We start from the raw sequence: 26,653 nt of genomic DNA, 5'->3' as shown, positions 1-26,653 counted from the left end.
AATGCCGTTTCGACAAAGCCAGGTTTGAGTTGTATCGTTATGGGATTGCCTGTTTTTCAGGTAGCCTTATTGCGGGGAGGAGGCTGCCTGAAAATCGGGCGCAGAGGTGTGGCGAGGCGGCGGTGTGAGGTCATTAGGTGTTTCCCGGTATCGGTAGCACTGCGGCTTGCTTTCATTTCCGTGCTGTTCGCAGAAACCGTATTTATTACACTCAACACCTAAGTTTTTTTCGCCATACAGCCAGCAATATAAATCGCATCCGGAAAGTGCGTGGATATTTATTCCTCGCCAAGAAAAATCATCTAGCGGTTTGCTCACTTCCGGGTGAGGTTCGCTGGAAATAAATTGTTTTTCGTCCACTCCTATAAATCTCGGCATATTCTCAAGCTGCGCATAAATATTTCCTTCCAAATTTGCCGGGCGACCATGCAAGGTTTTATCAAACTCTACCCGCTGCCAGCGGCCATTGATGGCCTGATATTGTCGATAGGCGAAAGTTTCGTTCCAGTCGTAACAAAGGCCTGGCCGAACAATTAAATTCCATACCCCTTGTTTATCCCGATCCAAAATTAACAGTTGCCATTTATCCGACTATTCCGGCGGAATATCCAGCCCTTTGGCATCAATCACGCGGATACTCTGCTTATTTAGACTTTCACGGTTTTCCCAATTGGCAGAACGTTCGGTAAGAATCACCGTACCGTCGCTCAGCCGCACTTCTTCCTGCCAAGTGCGTGGCGGATCCAGGCTGAAGAGGACGTATTTGGCGGCAAGGATAAACAGCCAGACGAAAAAGGGTGCGCCGATCAAGAAAAACAGTGCTTTCTTCATGATGTTCTCCATATTCGGGGAGAGAGGCTACCTGAAAAATGCAAACCTACGGGTTGCCACTACTTGTTTTCAGGTAGCCTTCCGCGCATTGGCAAAGGCTACCTGAAAAATCTTGAGACATACGCTAAACCCTTGCGGCGGCTTGGCCAAACGGCCGGCTAATCGAAGCGGATGCTGTAGCGCACTTCGCCGCTCACGGAATCGGTCCCCACGCGGCTGATGGCCTGCAGGGTGCTGTTGATCTGCCAAATCAGCTTCACGGCCTGGTTGGCGCTGGTGATGCTGTATTCGTAGCCCAGATAAAGCTCGTTGGTGATGCGTTTGCCGAAGGTAATGACTTGCTCGGCTGGGTTGAGCTCGCCGGTTTGGGTGTTGCGGGTGCGGCGGGTGGTCATGCCGAAGTCGTCAAGGAGGCCGATTTTGTCGTTGATGTTGCCGGCCAGGAAGGCGCCGGCGGCGGCGGCCACGGCGGCTTCGTCGCTTTCGTTGCCGCTGCTGGCACGGCCGAGGATGAGCCAGGAGAGCTTGTCTTTGTCGCTCATCGGCTCGCTGGCCACCAGGCTCACGCGCGGGTTATCCAAGCTGCCGAGCACTTCCACGCCGGCGCCCACGGGGGAATATTTGCGGGTGGCGCGCAGGTTGAGGTTGGGCGAGGCGAGGGGGCCCACGAAGGAAATCTGGCCTTTGTCGATCACGAGGTCTTGGCCGTAGGCTTTGTATTGGCCGCGCACGATGTTTACCGTGCCCACGGCGCGCACGTTTTCTTTGGGGCGGGCGCTAAGGTGGAGCTTGCCACCGAGCAATACGTCGAGCCCTTGGCCGCTGAAGCGGAAGCTGTCGTTCAAGTCGAGGGAGAGGTCCATTTCCACCGGGGTGGTGGCGCCGGCGGCGGCAGGTTTTTCTTCGCCAAGCACCACCACGTCGTCGTCGAGCCCGGGCATGCTGGATTTTTGGAAGCCGAAGTGGCCGCTGTCTACTTTGAGCTCGCCGGTGAGCGCCATGCCGCGCCCGGGGTTGTAGAGCAGGCGGCTGCCGCCGCTGAGGGTGAGCTTGCGGTTGGGGGTATCGAGGATGGGGTAGCGGGCGAATTGGGCGGAAACGTCTACATCGGGCGTGGTGCCAGTGAGGTTGACGCGGCCTTTGAGCTCGACGTTGCCGTCTTTGCGGGTGAATTTGAGTGAATCCACCAGCCAGTCGCGGCCTTGGAAGCGGGAGGTGAGGCTGCCGTTATCCAGAATCACGCCTGTGTTGCGGTCGCGGTAATAAAGGTTTTTGCCGGTGGCGGTGCCGTTGAGGCGGGGCTCGCCCACGCTGCCGGACACGGTGGTGTCCACGGCCAGCTCGCCTTTGGCGCTCATGCCGCCGGGCAGGAGGTTGCGGATGGCGTCGAGGTCGGGGATGTTGAGTTTCAGGTAGCCGCTGATCGGGGCTTGGCTGATGGCGTTGCCAAACTGCTGGCTAACGGCCACGGAGGCGTCGAGCGTGCCGTAGCGGGTTTTGCCGGTGAGGCGGTTGTCGATGCGGCCGCTGTGGAAGCGGGTGTCGAGCACGAGCTTGTCTAAGCCGAGCGATTGCTGGCGGTAGGGGATGACGATGTCGCCGGATTGCTGGGAAAGTTTCAGGTAGCCTTGGGCGTCGCGGCTGTAGCGCAAGTCCCAATCGCCGGCAATCACGAGGGGGAATTGCACGGTTTTGTCGTTTCGGGCGAGGCCGAGCAGGTTGTCGAGCTCTTGCAGGTGCAAGCGGTCGGCGCTGCCTTTGCTGCTGATGCCGGTTTGCTTTTCCCACACGAAGTTTTGCAGGTTGAGGCTGCCGCCCATGGCGGCCCAGCGGGCGTTGTCGAGGCGCACGCGCTTGGCGCCGGCTTCAAGCTGGATGGGATTGAGTAGCTTGAGGTTGAAGGCGCCGCCGATGTCGAGCTGGCCGATGCGACCGTTCCATTGCTGCTCGTCGTTGAGCCCGCCGTTGGCGGCGAGGTTGAGGCGGAAGGGCTTGCCGCTGAGGCTGAGGCTGCTGCTGCCGTTGATGCTGTGGCTTTTGCCGCTGCCGTTGGCGCTGAGGTTGAGGCTGTCGATTTGGGTGCTGCCGATGTGGATTTGCCGGCCGTCGAGCTTGATGTTGAGCGGCTGGCTGAGGTCGGGCGAGCCTTTGAGGTCGAAATCGAGGCGGGCGATGCGCACGGCGTTTTGCACGGCGAGGCTGTCGGCGTGGCCGTGCAGGTCGGCGGTGAGCTTGGCAGGCTCGCCGGCGAGGAAGCCTTGGGCTTTCAGGTAGCCGGTGAGGCCGAAGCCGAAGAGGTTGAGGTTGGGGGCGTCGATGTCGAGATTGAGGCGGTCGCCGGCTTTGCCGAAGCTGCCATCGGCGCGGATGCGGTTGCGGCCGAGCAGGAGGTTGACGTTGGCTTTGGGCAGGTGTTCTTGCTCGTAGCGCAGGTCGGCACGGCCGGAGAGGGGGGCGCCGGAGAGGTGGCTGTGCTGCCAATCGAGCAGGAGCTGGAGGCTGGGGCTGCTTGCCAGCGTGCCGTCGAGCTCGACGCTGCCGTTGATGCTGCCCTGCGGCAATTCGGCGAGCACGGCGGCGGGGTTGAAGCGCTCGGTGCGGATATGGGCGCTGAGTTTGCGCTCTTGAAACAGCTCGAGCGCGGCTTCGCCTTGGAGCTCGCCGCCGCTGGCTGGGCTGATTTTGACTTCGCGCAGGGAGAGGGTGCGCTGGCGGTTGGTTTTATCGGTGAGCAGCTGGAAGGTGCCGCTGGTGCCGGTTTGGCCGGCTTTGAGCTGCCAATCGGCCTGCGGGCTGCCGAGGCTACCTGAAAGTTTGATGTTGCCGTCTAGGCTGAGGGCGAGCTGCTGCTTGAGGATGTCTTGCAGTTTGAATTGCTGCACGGCGGCATCGACGGCCATGTTTTGTGTGGCGCTGTCGATGTTGCCGTTGAAGGTGAGGCGGCCGCCGGCGGCAAGCTCAGTGGCCATGTCTTCAAGGTGCAGCTTGCCGCCGGTATCTACGGTGAGCTTGCCTTTGAGCGCGGCCACGGGGATGCCGTCGGCGTTGATGGGGGCGGGGGCGTGGTTGCGCAGCTCGAGCTGGCCGTCGAGGGTGTCGGCCTGCTCGGCGGGGTTGAGCGCGAGGTTGAACACCAAGTCGGCAGCGGGCAGGGAGGCTTCAAACAGCGCGGGGTTGATCTGCCGGCCTTCGATGTTGAGGTGGGCGATTTTGCGGTTGAGCAGCGGCTCGAAGGGGCGCAGCCGGCCGGTGAGGCCGAAATGGATGTCTCCGCTGTCGAGCTGGGCTTGCAGATCGGGCTCTTGCAGGCTGCCGTTGACGGCGAAGGCGCTGTCGGCGGCTGTGCCGTCGAGCTCGCCGCTGCCGAGGATTTGGCCGCCGAGCTTAAACGGGGAGGCGGTGTCAAGGCTGAGGCTGCCTTGGAATTCGTGCCACGGCACGCGCAGGGAGGTGAGGTTCAGCTTGTGGCTTTGGTGGTCGAAGGTGTAGGCCAGCGCGGCGGATTCCACCACGGCATCGCCTTTCTGGCCAAGGCTGATGCGCCCCACTTCCAGGCGGTCGAGCTGCACGGCCAGCGGCAGATCCACGCTTTCAGGTAGCCTCATCGGAGGCCGGTCTTCTTTGGGTGGGGTGGGCTTGCTGATGATGCGGATGTCGCCGGCGGCCAGGCGGTTGACATGCAGGCGGCGCTGCCACAATTCTTTGGGCTGCCATTGCAGGCTGATGCTGCTGATGTCCACATCCGCGCCTTCGGAGGCTACCTGAATTTCTTCGCCCTGAAAGCCGCGCCACAGCGTGCCACGCAATGTTTTCACGCGGATGTCCACGCCAAACCAGGAGGGGATTTGCGTTACGCCGAAGCGCAGGCCGGATTCGGTGCCGGCCAGCCACAGCACGGAGAGCAGCAACAGCGTGAGCAGCAGCAGGAAGGCGGCCAGCAGCCGGCGCAGCCAACGGCGGCGGCGTTTGGGCGGCGGGGCGCTGCCGGCGGCGGGGTCTTCCGCCTGGGGCGGCAGCTCGTGCGAATCGATGGGGAGAGCGGTGTCGTTCATTTAGAATCGGGTTCCCAGGCTGATGTGCCAGCGCAGTTTGCGGTCGTGGTGGCCGTAGGCGAAATCGAAGGAGAAGGGGGCGATGGGGCTGAACCAGCGCACGCCCACGCCGCTGCCGTGCCGCCAGTTGATATCGGTGAAATTGTGGCTCACCGAGCCCATATCGTGAAACAGCGCCAGCGAGAAGTTTTTGCTCACCGGTTTTTGATATTCGAAGCTGGCCACGGCCAGGGTGCGGTTGGGCAGCACGGAGCCGTTGGGGCCGGGCAGGCCGATGCTGTCTTGCTCGTAGCCGCGTACGCTGTTGGCGCCGCCACTGCGGAACAGCAGCACGGAGGGCACGTCCATATCCTGCTCGGAACGGGTGTAGCCCAGCTCGCCGCGCAGGATGAAGGTGCCGATGTTTTTGTGTTCTTCGGGCGTGAAATAGTAGCCGGCTCGGCCGTGTATGCGCTGCACGGAGGTGGAAGAGCCGAGCGTGCCGAGGGTGGCGCCCACTTTGCCTTCCAAATAGTAGCCGTTGGCCGGGCGCAGCAGGGTTTCGATGTTTTGGCGGCGCCAAGCGGCGGTGAGCATCAGCGCGTTGCTGCGGCCGAAATCGGGGCCGTCCACGATGTGGCGCGATTCGGTGATGTATTCCAGCCCGAAACGCGCTTCAATGCCGTCGCGGTCGCGCACGCGCCAGATGCCAGATTGGATGGTGTCTTTCACCAGCTTCTGCGTGGTAGAGCTGTCGTAGGCCAGGCTGCCGGTCCAATACCAGCCGTTGCGGTTGCGCGGCTGGCTCAAGCCCACGCTGGCGCTTTTTTCGTATTGGTTCACGTCCACCGCGCCGGCAAACACATAGCCTTTGTTGGCCACGTTGTAGTGCTCGTAGCCCAGGCGGATGCCAGGGCCGTCTTCCGAATCGTAGCGCAGGCCGATGTCGAACTTCTGGCGCGGCACTTCGCTCACAGACACCAAAAGCGGCACGCGGTCGTTCACCATTTTGGCGAAATCGGCCTCCACCTGGGCGCGGCTGTAGTGGCTGTCTTGCTCCAGCGCTTGCTGGTAGTCGAGGATTTTGTCGAAATCGTAGGGGTCGCCGGGCTGGAACTGCGCCATGCCGGTCACCACCGAGGCGGGGTAGCGCTCGGTGCCGCTCACTTCGATGTCGCCGAAATACACCGGCTGTTTGCTGTCCACGCTCACGGAGAGCACGGCCTGGCTGGTTTGCGGGTTGATGGTGGCGCTGCTGTCAGTGAGGGTGGCGAGCGGGTATTTGTAGCGGCGCACGGCAGAGAGCACGGCGTCTTTGCTGCTGCTCCATTCGCTGTTGATAAAGGGGTTGCCGATGGGCAGCGCCCAGTTGGCCATGGCGCGTTTGTAGTAGCCGCCCAGCTCGCCGTCTTCCAGCACTTTGCCCACAATGGACACGCCCACGTCGCTCACCTGCGTGCGCGGCCCTGGCTTCACGGTGATGCGCCAGCCGCGGCCGGCGGGGGCTACCTGAATATCGGCGCGGAAATAGCCCTGCGAACGCACGATTTGTTTGATTTCGTCGGGCGCTTCTTCGGCCAGAAACTGCATTTGCTCTTGGTCCACATCGGCATCGGGCTCGGTTTGGCGGTTGATGATGGAGAGGTGCTCGCGCAGCAGGGCGGCCAGCTCAGCGGGTGCGTTGATTGTTACGGGGAAGGGGAGTTTTTCCGGCTCGGCGTTGCTGCCTTGTTTCTCCGGCTGCTTGGCGGCGCCGTCCGGCTTGGCGGCAGCGGCCTTCTCCGGCGCGCCGTCGGCAAAGGCGGGCAGGCTCAGCAGCAGGGCGGAGGCGAGAGCGAGGGAGGGCAAACTTTTCTTCATGGGCGGCAATCAAGGAAAACTATGCGCCGACGGCGGCAAACGGCGGTCATATTAGCATTTTTGCCCTAGCTTTTGAAATGCCGGCAGGCTACCTGAAAGTGCTGCCTTGGCAAAGTTAAGGCCGGGTGTTTACGCTGCCGCCGCATAAGCGGCAAGGCCATGAAAACGAGGCGGGCGCAGAAAACCGCGCTCCCACAGCAGCCAAACCCATCAGGCTGCCGCGCATGAGGCTACCTGAAAAATCATCGTGCGCGGCAATATCCTCCCCCGCAGGTTTTCAGGTAGCCTGCCGGGCGCAATAAACGGCTGTTTGGCAAAGGCTAAGTAAATATTTGTGCCGATACGTTCGTTTCTGTTAGACTGGCTGCCTTTCTTTTTTCAAGCAATCACACAACACTACGCTTAAGGATTTGTTATGCAAGAGAATAATGCAAAGAAAGGGCCGCTGGCCGCGCTCATGCGCCTGGGGCTGGTTACGCAGATTGTCATCGGCATACTGCTCGGCATCCTGCTGGCGGCGGCGGTGCGCCACTCGTCGGCGGCCGGCCCGGTGGTGGAGCTGGGCGCGATTTTGGGCAGCCTGTTTGTGGACGCGCTCAAGGCCGTGGCGCCGATTTTGGTGTTTGCGCTGGTGGTGGCCGCCATTTCGCAGCACCGCAGCGGCAACCCTACCAATATCCGCCCGATTTTGGTGCTGTATCTGGTTGGCACTTTTGCCGCCGCGCTGGTGGCGGTGAGCGCCAGCTTCCTGTTTCCCTCGCAGCTTCTGCTCAGCGGCGTGGAAGCGGCCAGCAATGAGGCGCCGGCCGGCATCGGCGAAGTGATGCGCCACCTGCTGATGAATTTGGTGTCGAACCCGATTCAGGCGCTGGCCAATGCCAACTACATCGGCATCCTGGCTTGGGCGCTGGTGTTGGGCACGGCCTTCCGCCACGCCAGCGAGCGCACGCGCGAAATGGTAAACGATGTGGCGCAGGCGCTGTCGCAGGTGGTGCGCTGGGTAATCCGCTTTGCGCCGGTGGGCATTTTCGGCCTGGTGCTGGTTACCATCATCAAAGAAGGTTTCGACAAGCTGGAGTTCTACCTGCACCTCTTGACCGTGCTGCTGGGCTCGATGCTGTTTGTGGCGCTGGTAGTAAACCCGATTCTGGTGTTCATGCACACCCGCCGCAACCCGTTCCCGCTGGTGTTCACCTGCCTGCGCGAAAGCGGCGTTACCGCCTTCTTTACCCGCTCTTCCGCCGCCAATATCCCGGTAAACATGGCTTTGGCGAAGAAACTCGGCCTGCATGAAGACACTTATTCCGTATCCATCCCGCTGGGCGCCAGCATCAATATGGCCGGCGCGGCCATCACCATCACGGTGCTCACCATGGCGGCGGTGCACACGCTGGGCATTCCGGTGGATTTCTGGACGGCGCTGCTCTTGAGCGTGATCGCCTCCGTGGGTGCCTGCGGGGCTTCCGGCGTGGCCGGCGGCTCGCTGCTGCTGATTCCGATGGCATGCAGCCTGTTTAATATTTCCAACGACATCGCCATGCAGGTGGTGGGCGTGGGCTTCATCATCGGCGTGATCCAGGATTCGGCCGAAACCGCGCTCAATTCTTCCACCGACGTGCTGTTTACCGCTGCGGTGGACCAATCGCACAAACGCCCGGCGGATTGAAGCGGATAGTTTGATTTTGGTATAGCAACGCAACAGGCTACCTGAAAATTTTCAGGTAGCCTGTTTGATGATGGCTGTTTGTTGCCGGGGATGGCAGCGTTGGCCGCTTTGCCGTACTGCTTGTACTGTCTGCGGCTCACCGCCCTATCCCGATTCAAATTGAATCCGCTAAAAACCAAACCGAAAGGCTGCCGCGCCGCTTCATTTTTCAGGTAGCCCCACGGCCGGCAAAGGCTACCTGAAAATCAGGCTACCTGAAAAATCGGCAACGGATTTTTCAGGTAGCCTTTTCCTGCTTCACGCCCGCTTAGAATTTATAGGTGTATTGCAAACCCAAAATGTGCGAGCGGCTTTTGAATTTGGCCGAGCCGGTGGTGCGGCTGGACACGCAGGCCTGCGAGCCGGCGCCGGCAGCCGTGCCGCCGCACCAGCCGTTTACGTTGGCCGAGGTGTTTTTCACGTGCACATAGCTGTAAGCCAGGCTCACGCTGTGCTGCGGCGTGAGGTCGTATTTGCCGCCGAGCGAGAGCCAGATGCGGTCGGCGTCGGGCAGCGTGCTCATGCGCGTGTCGGCGCCGCGCACCGGCGATTGGTCGTAGGCCACGCCGAAGCGCAGTTGCAACGGGTCGGTGATTTGGTAAGACGCGCCGAGCGACAGTTTATAGGTGTCGCGCCATTGCGGTGTGAGGATGGTTTGGTTGCTGCGGGCCGGCGCGGCGGGGTTTTGCGGGTTGGCTACCACTTTCTGGTTTTCAAAATTCAGCTCGGCGCGGTTGAAGCGCGAGTGGCGCGTCCAAGTGGCGTCGCCGTAGAGCGACCAGCGCGGCGAAAGCTTATACATGCCGTGCAGCGACAGCGATTCGGGGGTGATGATTTTCACGCTCGCCCCTTCGGAGGCAGCATAGCCGTTGGCGCGGATGGCGTTGGCCAGCGCGCCGCCCATCGGCGTTTGGAAGGCCGTGCCCACCAGTTTCCATTCGGCATCGCCGCTTAAAGTGTGATTCACTTTGGAGCGGTAGTTCACGCCCAGGCGCAGCGAATCGTTCACGTCCCACAGCCAGGCCAGGTTGTAGCCGAAGCCCCAATCGCTGCCTTCTACGCTGGCATAGCCGTCGGCAAAGCCGTTGCGGCGCAGCGGCGGGAACGCGCCGAAGTTGGCATATTGGCGCAGGTTGGCCGAGGTGTGCTGCGCCACCAAGCCCACGGCCACGGAATGCTGGTCGTTGATTTTATAGGCCACGGTGGGCTGCACGGCGAGGGTTTTCAGGCTCAGCTCGTTCAGGTTGTAGCGCAGCACGGAACCGTGCTGGTATTCGGTGCCCGAGCCGAAGGGCACATACACGCCCAAGCCCAGCGCCACGTCGTCGCTCAGGCGGTGCGACAGGTAGAAATGCGGCGCCAGCACCACATCCTGCGGGCGGATATTGCCGGAAGCGGCGCCCTGCACGCGCTCGGTGCCGCCGGGATAGTAGGCTTCGGCGTTTTCATATTTCACGCTCGGCGCCACGAGATTGACATTGATGCTGGCCTGCGTGCCTTCCAGCTTGGTGAGGCCGGCGGGGTTGTGGAACAGGGTGGAGGGGTCGATGGCTTCGGCGGAAGAGGAGTTGGCCGTGGCCTGGCTGCTCACCGACTGCGTGCCGAAATGGTAGCCGGAAGCCCAGGCGGGCAGGCTGAAGGAGGCGGCCACAAGCAGGGCGAGACGGGCGGGGCGGAGAGTGTTCATCATGATTCTGCAACCAAATAAAGCCGGTTTGGCAGCCGGCGCAATATTCAATCAAGGATTCGTAACGCTTGGCTTCGCGGAAGCTTGGTTTTTCAGGTAGCCTGCATTGAATATGCGGCAACAGGCTACCTGAAAAGTTACACCATAACGTTGAGCAGCTATTCTACCGGAAGATTTGTCTAAAAATGAACTTTGGCGGCGTTTGGGCAGTAGATTGCAATGTTAGGATTGGTAAATTTCCAACAGTTAGCCGGTTTGCGCGCGGCGATTGGCACAGTTTTGAAAGATTATGCCGATTTATTGCTGATTGAATATGTAAAGTTGCTTGGAAATAATTGCCGGTTTTCAGGTAGCCTGCGCCTGGGCAAAACTGCCGCCTGCCGCGCGAGCAGCCCGGCAAACCTGCGCGCCCTTGTGGCAAATGCAAACATCCCCTTGGCAAAACCAAGGGGATATTTAAATTTGGTTGCGGGGGCAGGATTTGAACCTACGACCTTCGGGTTATGAGCCCGACGAGCTACCATGCTGCTCCACCCCGCGTCAGGGAAGGCGGAATATACGCGCTTGGCGGAGGCTTGTCAAGTTTTCAGGTAGCCTGTTTGCATGGGGCTACCTGAAATTTTCTGCCAAAGCAAACGGTTGGCCGCAAAATTATTTGTCGTCTTTCTCGGGAATCGGCCGCCACAGCACCAGCTGCTTGCCGATGTGCTGCACCAATTCGGCGCCGGTGGCGGCGCACAGCGCTTCGGCGATGGCAATTCGCTCCTGCCTGTCGTCGCCGGCCACCTGCACTTTAATCAGCCCGCGCGCGGTGAGGCGGGTGTCGGTTTCTTTGATCACGGCTTCGGTCAGCCCTTGCTTGCCGATGAGGACGGTGGGGCGCAGTTGGTGTGCTTGTTGTTTGAAACGGCGGATATCTTCGGTGCTCAGTGATGAGGGCATGGTGTTTGTCTGTGTTGGGTTGTTGGATGGGGCGGAACAGGCTACCTGAAAACGATGTCTTGCGAAGCAAGGCTGAGTTTCTGCGAAGCTAAAGCGCAGCTTCAACGGAGTTAAACCGAGCGGAGCAAATTTTCAGGTAGCCTGTATGGAGAAACGCTTAACCGGCCACGCTGTCGAAACGGCGGGCGGCTTCGTCCCAGTTCACCACATGCCAGAAGGCTTTGATGTAGTCGGGGCGGCGGTTTTGGTATTTCAGGTAGTAGGCGTGTTCCCACACGTCCAGCCCGATAATCGGGAAGCCGGAGGCGCCGGCCACGGCCTGGCCCATCAACGGGGAATCTTGGTTGGCGGTGGACACGACTTTGAGTTTGCCGTTTTCATACACCAGCCAGGCCCAGCCTGAGCCGAAGCGGCTGGCGGCGGCTTTTTCAAACTCGGCCTGGAAGGCTTCCACGCTGCCGAAATCGCGTTCGATGGCGGCTTTAAGCGGGCCTTGCAGGGTGGTGCCGGTTTTCAGGATTTGCCAAAACAGGCTGTGGTTGGCGTGGCCGCCGGCGTTGTTGCGCAGGGGAGTGCGCACGTTTTCGGGCAGCTTGGCGAGGCGTGCAATCAGCTCTTCGGCGGGAAGATTGGCCCACTCGGGCAGGTTGGCGAGCACGGCGTTGGCGTTGTTTACATAGGCCTGGTGGTGTTTGCTGTGGTGGATTTCCATGGTTTGCGCGTCGAAATGCGGCTCGAGCGCGTCGTAGGCATAAGGCAGGGCGGGCAGTTGGTAAGACATGATGGTTTCCTTTTTCAGATGTGGTTTTCGAGCGGGCAATGATAAGTTTTATCCATTGGCAATTCAAGGGGTTTTTTGCTATCGCTCCGGTTGGGATAATTTTGGCTGCGCCGAAGCCTGTGCTTTTTTCAGGTAGCCTTTGGGGCGCGGCCGGGCGGCCATATCGTCTCCCGCCCACTTCCTTGTATGGAAAAGAAATACCGTCGGCGTTATAATGCGCGGTTTCCAAAATATTTTCCGCGCTCTGCGGCACAAACCGACATGAAACCTATCCGCAACATCGCCATCATCGCCCACGTGGACCACGGCAAAACCACACTCGTAGACCAACTCCTGCGCCAATCCGGCACCTTCCGCGCCAACCAGCATGTGGACGAGCGCGTGATGGACAGCAACGACCTCGAAAAAGAACGCGGCATCACCATCCTCGCCAAAAACACCGCCATCGAATATGAAGGCTTCCACATCAACATCGTGGACACCCCCGGCCATGCCGACTTCGGCGGCGAAGTGGAGCGCGTGCTCGGCATGGTGGACTGCGTGCTGCTTTTGGTGGACGCGCAGGAAGGCCCGATGCCGCAAACCCGCTTCGTCACCAAAAAAGCGCTGGCACTCGGCCTGAAGCCCATCGTGGTGATCAACAAAATCGACAAGCCCACCGCGCGCGCCAGCTGGGTGATCGACCAAACTTTTGATTTATTTGACAACCTCGGCGCCAACGAAGAGCAGCTCGATTTCCCCATCGTATATGCCTCCGGCCTCTCCGGATTCGCCAAGCTGCACGAAGAAGACGAAAGCAGCGATATGCGCCCGCTGTTTGAAACCATCCTCAAATACACCCCCGCGCCTTCAGGTAGCCCCGACGCGCCCCTGCAGCTGCAAATTTCCCAGCTCGACTACGACAACTACACCGGCCGGCTGGGCATCGGCCGCATCCTCAACGGCAAAATTCGCCCCGGCCAAACCGTGGCCGTGATGAACCACGACAAACAAATCGCCCAGGGCCGCATCAACCAGCTGCTCGGTTTCAGCGGGCTGGAGCGCGTGCCGCAGCAGGAAGCCGAAGCCGGCGACATCGTGCTGATTTCCGGCATCGACGAAATCGGCATCGGTGTCACCATCTGCGATAAAGACAACCCCGTCGGCCTGCCCATGCTCAGCGTGGACGAACCCACTCTGACGATGGACTTTATGGTGAACACCAGCCCGCTGGCCGGCACGGAAGGCAAATTCGTTACCAGCCGCCAAATCCGCGACCGCCTGCAACGCGAGCTGCTCACCAACGTTGCCCTCCGCGTGGAAGACACCGCCGATGCCGACGTGTTCCGCGTGTCCGGCCGCGGCGAGCTGCATCTCACCATTCTGTTGGAAAACATGCGCCGCGAAGGCTACGAGCTGGCCGTGGGCAAACCGCGCGTGGTGTACCGCGACATCAACGGCCAAAAATGCGAGCCGTATGAAAACCTCACCGTGGACGTGCCCGACGACAACCAAGGCGCGGTGATGGAAGAGCTTGGCCGCCGCCGCGGCGAGCTCACCAATATGGAAAGCGACGGCCACGGCCGCACCCGCCTCGAATACCACATCCCCGCCCGCGGCCTCATCGGCTTCCAAGGCGAATTCATGACCCTCACCCGCGGCGTCGGCCTGATGAGCCACGTGTTCGACGACTACGCCCCGGTGAAGCCCGATATGCCCGGCCGCCACAACGGCGTGCTCGTTTCCCAAGAGCAAGGCGAAGCCGTGGCTTATGCCCTGTGGAACTTGGAAGAACGCGGCCGCATGTTCGTGTCGCCCAACGACAAAATCTACGAAGGCATGATTATCGGCATCCACAGCCGCGACAACGATTTGGTGGTGAATCCGCTCAAAGGCAAAAAGCTCACCAACGTGCGCGCCAGCGGCACCGACGAAGCCGTGCGCCTCACCACGCCGATTAGGCTCACGCTGGAAAGCGCAGTGGAATTTATCGACGACGATGAGCTGGTGGAAATCACCCCCAAATCCATCCGCCTGCGCAAACGCTACCTGAGCGAACTGGAACGTCGCCGCCATTTTAAAAAGCTGGATTAAGGCCGATAAAAGCGGCTGCACACGCCAAGCCGGCAAAAGGCTACCTGAAAAAACCGCCGCATTATTTTTCAGGTAGCCTTTCCAATCGGCAGCCGGCAATCCCGCATATTTCCAACTAGCCCTTCTCCACGAAAGACGACAGCCCATGACCTTCGCCTACTGGACCATCCTCATCGCCGCCCTCATGCCCTTGTTCTGCGCCGCCTACGCCAAAAAAGCCGGCGGCTTCCACTTCGCCCGCGATAACGGCGACCCGCGCGCCTTCCTCGCCCACACCACCGGCCTGGCCGCCCGCGCCAATGCCGCCCAGCAAAACTGCTTCGAAGCCTTCGCCCCCTTTGCCGCCGCCGTAATCATTGCCCACGCCACCGGCAACGCCGCACAGGCCACCCTCAATTTCTGGGCCGCCGCCTTCATCCTCTGCCGCATCGCCTTCATTTATTGCTACCTCGCCAATAAAGCCCGCCAGCGCTCCCTGGCTTGGATGGGCGGCTTTGCCTGCATCCTCGCCCTGTTTATTGCTGCGGCGTGATTCCTGCTCCGCCATCCAATCCCACACAGGCTACCTGAAATCATCACACGATTTTCAGGTAGCCTTTCGCCATTCCTCCAAACCAAGCCTATGCCCGCCGCAGAATCGGCTATAATGCCGCCGTTTCCAACCCTACCCACAGGCGGGCATCATGAGCGATTTCCGGCAGGATTTCCTGCGTTTCGCGCTGGAGCAGGATGTGTTGCGCTTCGGCGAATTTGTTACCAAAGCGGGGCGGCTCTCGCCCTATTTCTTCAACGCCGGGCTGTTTAACGACGGCGCTTCCACCCTCGCGCTGGCGCGCTTCTATGCGCAGGCCATCATTGAGAGCGGCATCGAGTTTGACATGCTGTTCGGCCCAGCCTACAAAGGCATCGTGCTGGCTTCGGCCACCGCCATGATGCTGGCCGAACGCGGGCGCAACGTGCCCTTTGCCTATAACCGCAAAGAAGCCAAAGACCACGGCGAAGGCGGCACGCTGGTGGGCGCGCCGCTGGCCGGGCGGGTGTTGATTATCGACGACGTGGTGTCGGCCGGTACTTCGGTGCGCGAGTCGCTGCGCCTGATTGAAGCGGCGGGCGCGGTGCCGGCCGGCGTGGCGATTGCGCTCGACCGCATGGAAAAAGGCACGGGCGAACTCTCTGCCGTGCAGGAAGTGCGCCAGCAATACGGCCTGCCGGTGGTGCCGATTGCCAGCCTGCGCGATTTGCTCGCGCTTTTGGCAGACGATGCGCAGTTTAGGCAGCATCTGGCGCCGGTGCAGGCTTATCGCGACCGCTACGGGGTGTCGGATTAAGCAAGGGCTACCTGAAAACGCAATCTTCAGCGTTGCCAAAATGATGTTTGGTGAAACTGAACCTCGGGCGCTTCCACTTTTCAGGTAGCCTCATCCCCAGCCCACTCACGCACAACAAACGCGCGGCAAAAAAGCAGGCTTTCCAGCCTGCTTTTATTGTGTCTTCCAGATTTGTGCCCCTCGGCTTGCGGCCGGGGAGGCTACCTGAAAACTATTCTTCCACGCTCAGCTTGCCGCTCGGTTCGGCGCGGTGCTGGTGTTGCTGTTTTTTGCCTTTGTGTTTCAATACGGCGCGGTCGAGCTTGTCGGCCAAAAGGTCGATGGCGGCATACATGTCTTTGTCGGTTTGGTCGAGATGCAGGTCTTTGCCGGCCATGTGCCAATCCACTTCGGCTTTCTGCTCCAGTTTGTCTACCGAAAGGGTAACGGTGGCGGAAATCACATTGTCGCTGTGGCGCACGATGCGGTCGAGTTTGGTGCTGATGTAGTCTTTCAGGGCATCGGTAACTTCGATGTTGATTCCGTTGATTTTCAGGTTCATAACAAACTCCTTGCTAGGTGGGATTGGCCTGCTCAACGCGTTGCCGCTAACTGCCGGCTTTCTGCTTGCGTTGGTGGGCAGGCGGGAAATTGAGCTCTTCGCGGTATTTGGCCACGGTGCGCCTGGCCAGCACGATGCCTTGCAATGAGAGGCGGTCGGCCATGGCGCGGTCGGAGAGCGGTTTGGTCTTGTCTTCGGCCGCAATCAGGCTTTCGATCACCGCTTTTACCGCGCCGGGGCTGATGCCGTCGCTGTCTTCGCTGCCGCTATAAGCGGCGGCCTGGCTGAAAAAGTAGCGTAATGGAAATATGCCTTGCGGGCAAGCCAAATATTTTTGGTTCACGGCGCGCGACACGGTGCTTTCGGCTAGGCCGAGGTGGGCGGCGGTGTCTTTAATGGTGAGCGGCACGAGGCCGATGGCGCCGAAGGAGAAGAAATCGGCCTGTTTTTCCAAAATAATCTCGGCCAGCCGCAACACGGTGCTTTTGCGCTGCTCCAGCGAGCTGAGCAATACTTTAGCCTCACTGAGCTTTTGTTTCAACTCCGGCGCGTCGCCGCCGTATTCGGCCAGCAGGTCGCAATATTCCTGATTGAGCTGCACCTGCGGCCACGCCTGCCGGAACATGCCCACTTTCCATTCGCCGCTTTCTGGGTCGGGGCGGATCCACACGTCGGGGTCAACGTATTCGGTATGCCCCGAACCGGCATAGCCGTAGGCGGGGAAGGGGTTGAGCGAGGCCACCAGCGCCTGCGCGGCTTCAATGGTGGCCACGCTGTATTCGGGAAACTTTTTGCGCACCAGCGGCGAGAGGCTGTTTTTACCCACTTCGGGCAGGAAGTGCTTCACCAGCCGCACGGCGCAAAACACGGCTTCGTTCGGCTGCTGCCGCGCCAGCTGGAGCAAGAGCGATTCGCCCAAATCGCGCGCGCCCACCCCGGCGGGGTCGAACTGCTGCAAGTGGCGCAGGGCTTCGGCCAGCTCGTCTTCATCCAGCATCCATTCCAGCGGCGAGTTTTCCACGATGTCGGTGAGGCTGTCGTTCAGGTAGCCTTGGTCGTCGAGGTAATCGATGAGCAAGTGCACGCGGGCGGCTTGGTCTTTATCGAGCGGGTGTTCGCACACCTGCTCGTGCAGGCTGCCGCGGAAATCGGCTTCGTCGGCCACGGTTTCCCACACATCGCTCTCTTCCATGCTGTTGGTTTTGCGGGTAACGGGCAGGTCGGCGGAGTAATGCGGCTCGGGCGCGCTGTTGTCGAACGGGTCGGCCTCGGGGCGCTCCAGCATGGGGTTGTCGGCCAGCCAGCCCTCCACCTCTTCGGCCAATTCCAGCGAAGACATATGCAGAATGCGCAGCGATTGCTGCTGCTTCTGGTTGAGCTGCTGGGTTTGGCGCAGTTTGAGTTTGACGGATTGCTGGGTCATGGCAGGCTACCTGAAAAGCTCAGTAATCGAAGTTTTCGCCCAAATACACGGCGCGCACTTCTTCGTTGCCCACCAGTTCTGCGGGGCGGCCGCTGGCCAGCACGGCGCCGTTGTTGATGATGTAGGCGCGGTCGCAGATGCGCAGGGTTTCGCGCACGTTGTGGTCGGTAATCAGCACGCCGATACCGCGCTGCTTGAGGAAGCCGATGATGTTTTGGATGTCGATTACGGCAATCGGATCCACGCCGGCGAAGGGTTCGTCGAGCAGGATGAAGCGCGGGCTCATGGCCAGCACGCGGGCGATTTCCACGCGTCGGCGCTCGCCGCCGGAAAGGGCGGGGGCGGGGCTGTCTTTGAGGTGGGTGATGTTTAAGTCGTTGAGCAAATCGGCCAGGCGCGATTCGATTATCTGGCGGTCGGTTTCGTGCAGCTGCAGGATGGCGCGGACGTTTTCGGCCACGGTCATCTTGCGGAAAATCGAGGCTTCCTGCGGCAGGTAGCCCAGGCCGAGGCGGGCGCGCTGATACACGCTCATGTGGCGCAGCTGGTGGCCGTCGAGGCTGATTTCGCCGTGGTCGGCGGCCACCAGGCCGACAATCATATAGAAGCTGGTGGTTTTGCCGGCGCCGTTGGGGCCGAGCAGGCCGACCACTTCGCCGCTTTGGATGTCGAGCGAAAAATCCTGCACCACTTGGCGCTGTTTGAAGCTTTTGCGCAGCTGCCGCACGCTGAGTCGGCTGATGGCGGGCTCGGTCATAATTATTGTGTTCCTTCAATCTGGTTGGGTAGGGGCTACCTGAAATTCAAGCGGGCTATTTGTGCAGCTGTACGGTTTGGTCGCGCTGCACCCCCAGCACGCCGGGAATGCGCCGGAAGCGTTCCATGGCCTGCCGCATATCCTGCCGCGGCGGAATGCGCACGGCGAAACCGTGCAGGTTTTCATAGCGGTACACCACCTCGGCCTGCATTTCATGCACGGCTTGCAACACCTGCTGCGGGGCCTGGGCGGCGGAGGCGTCGTAGAAAATAATCAGCACGCGGTTGTCGGCAACGGTTTGGTTGGCAGGCAGTTCGCTTTGCTCGGCAGCCGGCGCGGGCTGTGGGCTGGTGCAGGCGGAGAGCATGGCCAGGCAGGCGAGGCTGAGGGTGCGGCGGATGGCGGTCATCTTGTGTGCTTTCGTTTGCGGTTTTCAGGTAGCCTTTTCGTTTGCCGTTTCTGGCTACCTGAAAGTGTTGGTTCAAATCAGCAAACTGCGTGGCTTGCTGGCGCCTGCAATATTGTGTCTGCAATTTAAACAACGGTTTGCCGTTTTCATCTTGGCTTTTGATTTTCAGGTAGCCTTTCCGGCTTCTATTGAGGCTACCTGAAAAATGCCAACCCGGTTTCAGCTAGCCTGCTTTTTGCCCGGCAGCCTGCCTTGGGTGAGGCAGAAGCTGTCGTCGAGCAGCTGGCGGATAAGCGCTTCGTCGGCCTGCGCCAATTCGATGCTCAGCCAGTGCTCCTTGTTCATGTGGTAGGCGGGCAGGATGCCGGCTTGGGCGCGCATGGCGCCGATGTGTTCGGGGCGGCATTTCACGTTGAACAGGGGCACGCTGCGGCCGGGGCTGCGCCCGAGCTTTTCCGCCGGCACGGGCAGGTACACGCCAAACCATTTGCGGCTGCCCGGATGGCGGAAGGCGGCAAATTCGGGGAAGCGGGAAAAGGGGTAGTCCGGCGCGGCGCCGTAGCGCTCGGCGATTTCGGCAAACAGGGTTTCCGGCTTCATGGCGCCTCCCCGCTATTTCTGCTGCGGCTGGATGGTAATGCTCACGCGGCCTTTGTTGGCATTGCTGCGGCTGCCGCCCAGCACGGTATAGACTTCGGTGCGGGTGTTGTAGGTGATGGTGTCGCCGCTGGCGCGGTCGCCGCCGCGTTCGAGCTTGGCGCCGCCACTGAGCTTCACGATGCCGGTGGCGGATTGGTATTCCACGCGGGCGGCCTGGCCTTTCACCGTACCTTGGCGGTCGAGCTGCTGGCCAAAATGCACGGGGCTGCCGGAGGCGGTCATGGTTTGCGCGCCGTTTTCGGCTTTCACCACGCGCACTTTGGCGGCGCGGATATACATGGTGCCCTGCTGAATGACGACGTTGCCGGAAAATTCGGTGCTGCGGTTGCCTTGGTCGAGCGAGCCTTGGTCGGCTTCGATTTGAATGGGCTGGTTGCGGTCGGAAGTGAGTGCGAGGGCGGCGGGGCTGAGCAGGGCGGCGGCCAGGAAGGCGAAGAGGGGTTTATTGCTTCGGATCATAAATCACTGCCTTTATGCGGGAGGAGAGGTTGAGCAGGCCTTGTTTGTGGTTGTAGGTCATGCCTTGGGCGGTGCCGTGGGAGGCGCCGTATTGGTAGGTGACCAAATCTTGGGTGTGGGCGGTTTGGGTTTGGGTGTTCACGGTGAGGCTGTCGGTTTCGAGGCGGCCGGCGGGCTGGGCGGCGGTGGCGGGTTTTTCAAACACCACGTTTTTCTCAAACACCACTTGGTTTTCGCCGCCGATGTAGTGCGCCTGCTCGGCGCTAATCTGATACAGCATCTGCCCGCCTTGGGAAAATTGAATCTGCGGCTCGGCCAGATAGCCGTCTTTGCGGTTGGGAAACTGCCAGGCGCGGCTGGCGGCAAGCTGCTGGGCCACGCTGCCGTCGGCGGCGAAGCGGCGGCCTTGAATGCCGAAAATCTGGTATTGCGGCTCGCCCGGGTCGAGCGGGGTTTCTTCGGTTTCGAGCTGGCTGATGCGGTCGAGCCAGAAGCTGACGCCGCCGAGCGCCAGGGCGAGGGTGAGCGGAAACCACCAGCCGCCGAATCGTTTGATCATTGCGTGTATTGCTCCAGAGCGGTTTTCAGGTAGCCTTTGGCCTGCATGATGAGGTCGCACAATTCGCGCACGGCGCCGGCGCCGGCGGGTCGGCGGGTGATGTAGGCGGCGTGTTGCAGCACAAAGGGATGCGCTTCGGGCACGGCGGCGGGCAGCCCGCAGCGCACCATCACGGGCAGATCCACCACGTCGTCGCCGATGTAGGCGCATTCGTGTTCGGCCACGCCGGCGGCAGCGCGCAATTCGGCGTAGGCGACGCGCTTGTCGCTGATGCCTTTGAAATAATAATGAATGCCGAGCTGCTTGGCGCGCAGGGCGACGGAGGGGGCGTCGCGGCCGGTGATGATGGCGGTGCGCACGCCGCATTGGTGCAGCATTTTGATGCCGTGGCCGTCGAGCGTGTGGAAGGCTTTGATTTCTTCGCCGTTGTCGCGGATGAAGATGCGGCCGTCGGTGAGCACGCCGTCCACATCCATAATCAGCAATTTGATTTGGGCGGCGGCGCGGGCAAGCTCGGCAGGCGGCTCGGGCGGGTAGGGGCGCATGCGGTGTCCAAAGTGTCTAAATGGGAATATGCCTAATGATAACATGCGGCGGCGCGGGCACAAACCGTATCGGCACGGTTTTTGCTTGCGGCGGCGCGCTTCGGCGGCAAAAGGCTACCTGAAACTTCTCTGCTTTTCTCTGCATTATGTTTTCAGGTAGCCTTTTTTGCTTCCCAGCCCGCCTATTACTTGGCAACTGCCTTTACATATATTGACTTCTTCTGTGGTTTTCCCGTATAACCAAACCAAGCTGTTTGCTTTTAGCTGATACGCATTCTTTTTTTCCCACCCGGCGGCGGGGAGAAAGGAACGAGTCGGCTAAATGGCCGAAGCCCTTGATTCCTCATACCGCGTTTTCCAGCCTTGTGATGAAAAAGTGCTTCGGCCTTTGCTTTCAGCCGCACATCAAACCGCCCAAGCAGCGGCGATATACGACAACTATAGCGAATTAACACACTTTCGATACCAAGCGGCGAGCCAACGCCGTAGCGAAAGTTAAGTTAATTCACAATAAAAAGGAGCAGCTCATGAACCCGATGTACATCACCTTCGGCATCTATCTGGTTGCCGTTCTCTTAATCGGCCTCGCGGCCTACTTTTCCACCCGCAATTTCGACGACTACATCCTCGGCGGCCGCAGCCTGGGCCCGTTTGTTACCGCCATGTCGGCCGGGGCGTCGGATATGTCCGGCTGGCTCTTGATGGGCCTACCCGGCGCGGTGTATTTGAGCGGGCTGAGCAAATCTTGGATTGCCATCGGCCTGGTGATCGGCGCCTACCTCAACTGGCGGCTGGTGGCCGGCCGCTTGCGCGTGCACACCGAATACAACAACAACGCGCTTACCCTGCCGGAATATTTCTACCACCGCTTCGGCGCGCAGGGCAAAACCATGAAAGTGGTGTCTGCCGCCATTATCCTGTTTTTCTTCACCATTTACTGCGCCAGCGGCATCGTGGCCGGCGCACGGCTGTTTCAGAGCCTGTTTGAAGGCATGAGCTACGGCACCGCCATCTGGCTGGGCGCAGGCGCCACCATCGCCTACACCTTCATCGGCGGCTTCCTCGCCGTGAGCTGGACGGACACCGTGCAGGCCACGCTGATGATTTTCGCGCTCATCCTCACGCCGGTGATGGTGTATCTGGGCGTGGGCGGGGCAGACGAAATGCGCGCCGCCATGCAGGCCGCAGCCGCTGCCAGCGGCAAGGAATACGGCAGCCTGCTGCACGGCACCACCTTCCTGGGCATCATTTCCACCGCCGCCTGGGGCCTGGGCTACTTCGGCCAGCCGCACATTTTGGCGCGCTTCATGGCTGCCGAAAGCGTGAAATCGCTGGTGTCTGCCCGCCGCATCGGCATGACTTGGATGATTCTGTGCCTGGGCGGCGCAGTGGCCGTGGGCTATTTCGGCATCGCCTATTTCGGCGCGCATCCGGAGCAAACCGCCGCCATGCAGGGCGACCACGAGCGCGTGTTCATCGCCCTTTCCACCCTGCTGTTCAACCCGTGGATTGCCGGCGTGATTTTGAGCGCGATTCTAGCGGCGGTGATGTCTACCCTTTCCTGCCAGCTTTTGGTGTGCTCCAGCGCGATTGCGGAGGATTTCTACAAAGGCTTCCTGCGCCCGAACGCGCCGCAGAAGGAATTGGTGTGGATCGGCCGCATTATGGTACTGGCCGTGGCCGTGATTGCCATCCTGATTGCCGCCGACCCCGAGAGCAAAGTGCTGCAACTGGTGGAATTCGCCTGGGCGGGCTTCGGTGCGGCCTTCGGCCCGGTGGTGATTTTGTCGGTATTGTGGAAACGCATCACCGCCAACGGTGCGCTGTGGGGCATGATTATCGGCGCGGCGGCCACGGTGCTGTGGGCGCAATATGCCAACCCGGCGCTGGCCGAGGCCGGCTTCGGCACGCTGTATGAAATCATCCCCGGCTTTATCGCCTGCACGCTGGCCGCTGTGGCCGTATCCCTCGCGGGCCAGGAGCCGGCCGAGGAAATCCGCCAGCGCTTCGAGCAGGCCGATGCGGATTACCGCGCGGCCAGATAAGCCGGCGTTGAGGCTGCCTGAAACAATGCCGCGCCATGATTTTCAGGTAGCCTTCCGCCACTGCAGGCTACCTGAAAATTTCACCGCACCTTCCTGCCAGCTTGGCACACTATTTCGGCCAAGTTGAAGCCAACGTTTTCAGGTAGCCTCCCGTTGCCATATAGCGGATTCAGTTTAAATCAGAACAAGGCAGCGAAGCCGCAGACAGTACGGCAAGATAAAGCAGCCCTGGTTTAAAACGAAATCCGCTATAAACATTTTTTTACATCCGCCGCCCCAAATGCGGCAGATTGGTTTATGATTCCATTTTTCAAACATGAGCCGAACGGATGACTCAAGATAAAGGCAGGCTACCTGAAAAATTCAGCTAGCCTCCCGCCACACCAAACCACGGAGACCGATATGTTCCAATTCGCCCACCCCCAACAAACCGAACTTCGCCAAGCCATTACCCAAGCCTACCGCCGCGACGAAATCGAAGCCGTGCAAGACATGCTCGAGCGCGCGCAGATGAGCCAGGAAGAGCGCACCGCCGCCGACCGCCTCGCCCGCCAATTGGTAAAACAAGTGCGCGAAAACCGGCGCCGCGCCAGCGGGGTGGACGCCCTGATGCACGAATTCTCCCTCTCCAGCGAAGAAGGCATCGCCCTGATGTGTTTGGCCGAAGCCCTCCTGCGCATCCCCGACAAAGCCACCCGCAACAAGCTCATCCACGACAAAATCGCCGGCGGCGACTGGAAAAGCCACCTCGGCAACAGCCCCTCATTATTCGTAAACGCCGCCGCTTGGGGCCTCTTGGTTACCGGCAAGCTCACTTCCGCCCCCAACGGGCAAAACCTCGGCAACGCCCTCACCCGTATCGTGAGCAAAGGCGGCGAGTCCCTTATCCGCAAAGGCGTAGACTACGCCATGCGCATGCTCGGCAAACAATTCGTTACCGGCCAAACCATCGAAGAAGCCCTGAAAAACGGCAAAGAGCGCGAACAGCTGGGCTACCTGTATTCCTTCGACATGCTCGGTGAAGCCGCCATGACCGAAGCCGACGCCGACCGCTACTACCAAGACTACGTCAACGCCATCCACGCCATCGGCAAAGACGCCGCCGGCAAAGGCATCTACGACGGCAACGGCATTTCCGTGAAACTCTCCGCCATCCACCCGCGCTATTCCCGCGCCCAGCACGAACGCGTGATGAGCGAGCTCCTGCCGCGCCTGAAAGAATTGTTCCTGCTCGGCAAACAATACGACATCGGCATCAACATCGACGCCGAAGAAGCCAACCGCCTCGAACTTTCGCTGGATTTGATGGAAGCCCTCGTCTCCGACCCCGACCTCGCCGGCTACCACGGCATCGGCTTCGTGGTGCAGGCCTACCAGAAACGCTGCCCCTTCGTTATCGACTATCTCATCGACCTCGCCCGCCGCAATAATCAAAAACTGATGATCCGCCTGGTGAAAGGCGCCTATTGGGACAGCGAAATCAAATGGGCGCAGGTGGACGGCATGAACGGCTACCCCACCTACACCCGCAAAGTCCACACCGACATCTCCTACCTGGCCTGCGCGCGCAAACTGCTCGACGCACAAGACGCCGTGTTCCCGCAATTCGCCACCCACAACGCCTACACCCTGGCCGCCATCTACCAGATGGGCAAAGGCAAACAGTTCGAACACCAATGCCTGCACGGCATGGGCGAAACCCTCTACGACCAAGTGGTGGGCCCGCAGAATTTGGGGCGGCACGTGCGCGTGTATGCGCCGGTGGGCACGCATGAAACCCTGCTCGCCTACTTGGTGCGCCGCCTGCTGGAAAACGGCGCCAACACTTCTTTCGTAAACCAGATTGTGGACGAAAACATCAGCATCGACACGCTGATCCGCAGCCCCTTCGACACCCTCGCCGAACAAGGCATCCATCCGCACAGCGGCCTGCCGCTGCCGCGCCATCTGTATGGCGAAGAGCGCCTCAATTCGCAGGGCATCGACTTGAGCAACGAAATCGCGCTCCAACAATTGCAGGCCGATATGAACGCCGCCGTGCGCCCGTTGCAGGCCGAGCCGCTGCTGGCCGTGGCCGCCGACACCCAGGCACCGCATGAAGTGCGCAACCCCGCCGACCACAACGACGTGGTGGGCAGCGCCGCCTTCCTTCAGGTAGCCGCCGTGCCCGGCATCATTGCCGCCGCCAAAGCCGCCGAAGCAGGCTGGGCGGCCGTGAGCGCCGCCGAACGCGCCGAAATGCTGCGCCGCTGCGCCGACCTGCTGGAAACGCACATGCCCGAGCTGATGGCACTGGCCGTGCGCGAAGCGGGCAAAACGCTCAACAACGCCATCGCCGAAGTGCGCGAAGCCGTGGATTTCTGCCGCTACTACGCCGACGAAGCCGAACACACGCTACCTGAAAACAGCCAAGGCGTGGGCACCATCGTGGCCATCAGCCCGTGGAACTTCCCGCTGGCCATCTTCACCGGCGAAGTGGTGGCCGCGCTGGCCGCCGGTAACACCGTGATTGCCAAGCCCGCCGAGCAAACCAGCCTCATCGCCTACCGCGCCGTGCAGCTGATGCACGAAGCTGGCATCCCGCGTAACGTCCTCCAGCTCGCGCTCGGCGCCGGCGACGTGGGCGCCGCCCTCACGCAAAGCGAGCAAATCAACGGCGTGGTATTCACCGGCTCCACCGAAGTGGCCCGCCTCATCAACCAAACCCTGGCCAAACGCAGCGACAACCCCGTGCTGATTGCCGAAACCGGCGGCCAAAACGCCATGATTGTCGATAGCACCGCGCTGGCCGAGCAAGTATGCGCCGACGTATTGGTATCTGCTTTCGACAGCGCCGGCCAGCGCTGCTCCGCCCTGCGCATTTTGTGCGTGCAGGAAGACGTGGCCGACCGCATGGTAAACATGATTCGCGGCGCCATGAACGAGCTGCGCGTGGACAACCCCGCCGAGCTGAAAACCGACATCGGCCCGGTGATCGACGCCGAAGCCCAGGCCAACCTGCAAAGCCACATCGACCGCATGAAAGGCATCGCCCGCAGCAGCCACCAAATCAGGCTACCTGAAAACGCCGGCAACGCCACCTTCATCGCACCCACCCTGTTTGAGCTGAACAATTTGAACGACTTGCAGCGCGAAGTGTTCGGCCCCATCCTGCACGTGATCCGCTACCGTGCCGAAGAGCTGGACGACTTGATCGACCAAATCAACAGCAAAGGCTACGCCCTCACCGGCGGCATCCACAGCCGCATCGATGGCACGGTGGAACACATCCGCCGCCGCATCGAAGCCGGCAACGTGTATGTGAACCGCAATATCGTGGGCGCCGTGGTGGGCGTGCAGCCCTTCGGCGGCCACGGCCTCTCCGGCACCGGCCCCAAAGCCGGCGGCCCCTTCTACCTGCAACGCCTCAGCCGCCTTGCCACCTGGCGCGCCCCGCAAACCACCCGCAGCGGCCAGGCCGACGAAGCCGCGCTCAACCGCCTGCAAACTATCCTGCAAAGCCTGCCGCTCAGCCAAGAGCAGAAGCTGGATTTGGCCGGCAGCCTCGGTCGCGCCCGCGTGCACACCCTGCGAAGCGCCGAGCAAGTGCTGCGCGGCCCCACCGGCGAGCACAACGTATTGAGCTGGCAAGCCCCGCACCGCGTGTGGCTCTACGGCGGCAGCCTGCTCCAAGCCTTCGCTGCTTGGGTGGAGCTCGCCGGCTCCGGCATCCGCGCCGTGGTGAGCGAGCAGCACCCGCTGGCCGCCTACGCCGAGCAGGCGCCCGAGCTGCTGGAAGTGTCTGCCAACCCCGCCTCCGCCGACATCAGCCATGTGGCCGCACTCGAGCCGCTGAGCCCCGAGCTCAAACAGGCGCTGGCCGGCCGCGACGGCGCGCTGGTGCGCATCATTGATGCCGAACAAGGCGTGGACGTATTGCAGCTGTTTGCCGAAAGCTCCTGCAGCATCAACACCACCGCCGCCGGCGGTAACGCCCACCTGATGGCCGCAGGCGACAACTAATCGGCTTATCAGGCA

21 protein-coding genes and 1 tRNA gene are annotated in these 26,653 nt (G+C 60.9%); 6 read left to right on the top strand and 16 right to left on the bottom strand.

All coding sequences use genetic code 11. The annotated features are described in order from the left end of the window. Positions 1-66 precede the first annotated feature (66 nt). The 4 genes from LG371_RS02880 to LG371_RS02865 form a co-directional block, all read right to left on the bottom strand. Positions 67-567, bottom strand: a complete 501-nt coding sequence (locus LG371_RS02880) for a hypothetical protein (RefSeq protein WP_225747688.1) — start codon at positions 565-567, stop codon at positions 67-69. 24 nt (positions 568-591) lie between these two features. Beyond that, on the bottom strand, positions 592-831 hold the full coding sequence (locus tag LG371_RS02875; protein WP_156503506.1) for a hypothetical protein: 240 nt from the start codon (positions 829-831) through the stop codon (positions 592-594). A gap of 158 nt (positions 832-989) precedes the next feature. Then, entirely contained in the window at positions 990-4,883 is a 3,894-nt protein-coding gene (locus tag LG371_RS02870) for a translocation/assembly module TamB domain-containing protein (RefSeq protein WP_225747687.1), read from the bottom strand. Beyond that, the gene (locus tag LG371_RS02865) at positions 4,884-6,722 is read right to left on the bottom strand and encodes an autotransporter assembly complex family protein (RefSeq protein ID WP_067592072.1); all 1,839 of its coding nucleotides are present in this window, start codon (positions 6,720-6,722) and stop codon (positions 4,884-4,886) included. Positions 6,723-7,137: 415 nt separating this feature from the next. On the opposite strand from LG371_RS02865, the gene sstT reads away from it, so the two are divergent. Continuing rightward, entirely contained in the window at positions 7,138-8,388 is a 1,251-nt protein-coding gene (gene sstT, locus LG371_RS02860) for a serine/threonine transporter SstT (RefSeq protein ID WP_225747685.1), read from the top strand. A gap of 307 nt (positions 8,389-8,695) precedes the next feature. On the opposite strand, the gene LG371_RS02855 is transcribed toward sstT, so the two are convergent. The 4 genes from LG371_RS02855 to sodA all read right to left on the bottom strand — a co-directional run bounded on the left by LG371_RS02855 (position 8,696) and on the right by sodA (position 11,837). Continuing rightward, entirely contained in the window at positions 8,696-10,114 is a 1,419-nt protein-coding gene (locus LG371_RS02855; protein WP_225747744.1) for an OmpP1/FadL family transporter, read from the bottom strand. 463 nt (positions 10,115-10,577) lie between these two features. Then, a tRNA-Met gene (locus LG371_RS02850) sits at positions 10,578-10,654 on the bottom strand. Positions 10,655-10,765: 111 nt separating this feature from the next. Continuing rightward, positions 10,766-11,056, bottom strand: a complete 291-nt coding sequence (gene yhbY / locus LG371_RS02845) for a ribosome assembly RNA-binding protein YhbY (RefSeq protein WP_067592082.1) — start codon at positions 11,054-11,056, stop codon at positions 10,766-10,768. 157 nt (positions 11,057-11,213) lie between these two features. Next, the gene (gene sodA, locus LG371_RS02840; RefSeq protein WP_225747684.1) at positions 11,214-11,837 is read right to left on the bottom strand and encodes a superoxide dismutase [Mn]; all 624 of its coding nucleotides are present in this window, start codon (positions 11,835-11,837) and stop codon (positions 11,214-11,216) included. Positions 11,838-12,098: 261 nt separating this feature from the next. On the opposite strand from sodA, the gene typA reads away from it, so the two are divergent. The 3 genes from typA (at position 12,099) to pyrE (ending at position 15,238) form a co-directional block, all read left to right on the top strand. Continuing rightward, the gene (typA, locus tag LG371_RS02835) at positions 12,099-13,910 is read left to right on the top strand and encodes a translational GTPase TypA (protein WP_225747683.1); all 1,812 of its coding nucleotides are present in this window, start codon (positions 12,099-12,101) and stop codon (positions 13,908-13,910) included. A gap of 145 nt (positions 13,911-14,055) precedes the next feature. Then, positions 14,056-14,442, top strand: coding sequence for an MAPEG family protein (locus LG371_RS02830; RefSeq protein ID WP_225747682.1), 387 nt, complete (start codon positions 14,056-14,058; stop codon positions 14,440-14,442). Between the two features lie 151 nt (positions 14,443-14,593). After that, the gene (pyrE, locus tag LG371_RS02825) at positions 14,594-15,238 is read left to right on the top strand and encodes an orotate phosphoribosyltransferase (RefSeq protein ID WP_225747681.1); all 645 of its coding nucleotides are present in this window, start codon (positions 14,594-14,596) and stop codon (positions 15,236-15,238) included. A gap of 211 nt (positions 15,239-15,449) precedes the next feature. On the opposite strand, the gene hpf is transcribed toward pyrE, so the two are convergent. The 8 genes from hpf to LG371_RS02785 all read right to left on the bottom strand — a co-directional run bounded on the left by hpf (position 15,450) and on the right by LG371_RS02785 (position 20,591). Beyond that, positions 15,450-15,779 carry a ribosome hibernation-promoting factor, HPF/YfiA family gene (gene hpf, locus LG371_RS02820; RefSeq protein WP_197902064.1) on the bottom strand — a complete coding sequence of 110 codons (330 nt, stop codon included), beginning with the start codon at positions 15,777-15,779 and terminating at the stop codon, positions 15,450-15,452. A gap of 46 nt (positions 15,780-15,825) precedes the next feature. After that, positions 15,826-17,202 (bottom strand): RNA polymerase factor sigma-54, encoded by a 1,377-nt coding sequence (gene rpoN / locus LG371_RS02815; protein ID WP_067592101.1) that lies wholly within the window; start codon positions 17,200-17,202, stop codon positions 15,826-15,828. 19 nt (positions 17,203-17,221) lie between these two features. Next, complete coding sequence (lptB, locus tag LG371_RS02810; RefSeq protein WP_067592104.1) at positions 17,222-17,959, bottom strand: LPS export ABC transporter ATP-binding protein; 738 nt, start codon at positions 17,957-17,959, stop codon at positions 17,222-17,224. A 55-nt stretch (positions 17,960-18,014) separates the two neighbouring features. Continuing rightward, positions 18,015-18,368 (bottom strand): protease inhibitor I9 family protein, encoded by a 354-nt coding sequence (locus tag LG371_RS02805; protein WP_067592108.1) that lies wholly within the window; start codon positions 18,366-18,368, stop codon positions 18,015-18,017. A gap of 219 nt (positions 18,369-18,587) precedes the next feature. Continuing rightward, positions 18,588-18,968: an MmcQ/YjbR family DNA-binding protein gene (locus LG371_RS02800; protein ID WP_225747680.1), complete on the bottom strand. Its 381-nt coding sequence runs from the start codon at positions 18,966-18,968 to the stop codon at positions 18,588-18,590. Positions 18,969-18,980: 12 nt separating this feature from the next. Then, the gene (gene lptA, locus LG371_RS02795; RefSeq protein WP_067592117.1) at positions 18,981-19,487 is read right to left on the bottom strand and encodes a lipopolysaccharide transport periplasmic protein LptA; all 507 of its coding nucleotides are present in this window, start codon (positions 19,485-19,487) and stop codon (positions 18,981-18,983) included. Next, entirely contained in the window at positions 19,471-20,046 is a 576-nt protein-coding gene (gene lptC / locus LG371_RS02790) for an LPS export ABC transporter periplasmic protein LptC (protein ID WP_067592120.1), read from the bottom strand. Before lptC ends, lptA begins: the two co-directional genes overlap by 17 nt. After that, positions 20,043-20,591 carry an HAD family hydrolase gene (locus tag LG371_RS02785; RefSeq protein WP_067592122.1) on the bottom strand — a complete coding sequence of 183 codons (549 nt, stop codon included), beginning with the start codon at positions 20,589-20,591 and terminating at the stop codon, positions 20,043-20,045. The genes lptC and LG371_RS02785 overlap by 4 nt, the downstream gene beginning before the upstream one ends. Before the next feature lie 527 nt (positions 20,592-21,118). Here LG371_RS02785 and putP point away from each other — a divergent pair. Together putP and putA are read left to right on the top strand one after the other, a co-directional pair. Beyond that, positions 21,119-22,636 (top strand): sodium/proline symporter PutP, encoded by a 1,518-nt coding sequence (gene putP / locus LG371_RS02780; RefSeq protein ID WP_067592138.1) that lies wholly within the window; start codon positions 21,119-21,121, stop codon positions 22,634-22,636. 402 nt (positions 22,637-23,038) lie between these two features. Then, on the top strand, positions 23,039-26,638 hold the full coding sequence (gene putA, locus LG371_RS02775) for a bifunctional proline dehydrogenase/L-glutamate gamma-semialdehyde dehydrogenase PutA (RefSeq protein WP_225747679.1): 3,600 nt from the start codon (positions 23,039-23,041) through the stop codon (positions 26,636-26,638). The last annotated feature ends 15 nt before the right edge of the window (positions 26,639-26,653 follow it).

This window comes from Eikenella sp. Marseille-P7795 (genome assembly GCF_916618725.1).
Lineage (GTDB): Bacteria > Pseudomonadota > Gammaproteobacteria > Burkholderiales > Neisseriaceae > Eikenella > Eikenella longinqua.
Note: the sequence above shows the minus strand (reverse complement) of the source record. Positions and strands in the feature narration are given on the sequence as shown.

What these genes read in the sequence shown, in the direction of transcription:
- LG371_RS02875 (WP_156503506.1), bottom strand. Translation starts at nt 831, where the DNA reads ATGAAGAAAGCACTGTTTTTCTTGATCGGCGCACCCTTTTTCGTCTGG.
- LG371_RS02870 (WP_225747687.1), bottom strand. Translation starts at nt 4,883, where the DNA reads ATGAACGACACCGCTCTCCCCATCGATTCGCACGAGCTGCCGCCCCAG.
- LG371_RS02865 (WP_067592072.1), bottom strand. Translation starts at nt 6,722, where the DNA reads ATGAAGAAAAGTTTGCCCTCCCTCGCTCTCGCCTCCGCCCTGCTGCTG.
- sstT (WP_225747685.1), top strand. Translation starts at nt 7,138, where the DNA reads ATGCAAGAGAATAATGCAAAGAAAGGGCCGCTGGCCGCGCTCATGCGC.
- LG371_RS02855 (WP_225747744.1), bottom strand. Translation starts at nt 10,114, where the DNA reads ATGAACACTCTCCGCCCCGCCCGTCTCGCCCTGCTTGTGGCCGCCTCC.
- yhbY (WP_067592082.1), bottom strand. Translation starts at nt 11,056, where the DNA reads ATGCCCTCATCACTGAGCACCGAAGATATCCGCCGTTTCAAACAACAA.
- sodA (WP_225747684.1), bottom strand. Translation starts at nt 11,837, where the DNA reads ATGTCTTACCAACTGCCCGCCCTGCCTTATGCCTACGACGCGCTCGAG.
- typA (WP_225747683.1), top strand. Translation starts at nt 12,099, where the DNA reads ATGAAACCTATCCGCAACATCGCCATCATCGCCCACGTGGACCACGGC.
- LG371_RS02830 (WP_225747682.1), top strand. Translation starts at nt 14,056, where the DNA reads ATGACCTTCGCCTACTGGACCATCCTCATCGCCGCCCTCATGCCCTTG.
- pyrE (WP_225747681.1), top strand. Translation starts at nt 14,594, where the DNA reads ATGAGCGATTTCCGGCAGGATTTCCTGCGTTTCGCGCTGGAGCAGGAT.
- hpf (WP_197902064.1), bottom strand. Translation starts at nt 15,779, where the DNA reads ATGAACCTGAAAATCAACGGAATCAACATCGAAGTTACCGATGCCCTG.
- rpoN (WP_067592101.1), bottom strand. Translation starts at nt 17,202, where the DNA reads ATGACCCAGCAATCCGTCAAACTCAAACTGCGCCAAACCCAGCAGCTC.
- lptB (WP_067592104.1), bottom strand. Translation starts at nt 17,959, where the DNA reads ATGACCGAGCCCGCCATCAGCCGACTCAGCGTGCGGCAGCTGCGCAAA.
- LG371_RS02805 (WP_067592108.1), bottom strand. Translation starts at nt 18,368, where the DNA reads ATGACCGCCATCCGCCGCACCCTCAGCCTCGCCTGCCTGGCCATGCTC.
- LG371_RS02800 (WP_225747680.1), bottom strand. Translation starts at nt 18,968, where the DNA reads ATGAAGCCGGAAACCCTGTTTGCCGAAATCGCCGAGCGCTACGGCGCC.
- lptA (WP_067592117.1), bottom strand. Translation starts at nt 19,487, where the DNA reads ATGATCCGAAGCAATAAACCCCTCTTCGCCTTCCTGGCCGCCGCCCTG.
- lptC (WP_067592120.1), bottom strand. Translation starts at nt 20,046, where the DNA reads ATGATCAAACGATTCGGCGGCTGGTGGTTTCCGCTCACCCTCGCCCTG.
- LG371_RS02785 (WP_067592122.1), bottom strand. Translation starts at nt 20,591, where the DNA reads ATGCGCCCCTACCCGCCCGAGCCGCCTGCCGAGCTTGCCCGCGCCGCC.
- putP (WP_067592138.1), top strand. Translation starts at nt 21,119, where the DNA reads ATGAACCCGATGTACATCACCTTCGGCATCTATCTGGTTGCCGTTCTC.
- putA (WP_225747679.1), top strand. Translation starts at nt 23,039, where the DNA reads ATGTTCCAATTCGCCCACCCCCAACAAACCGAACTTCGCCAAGCCATT.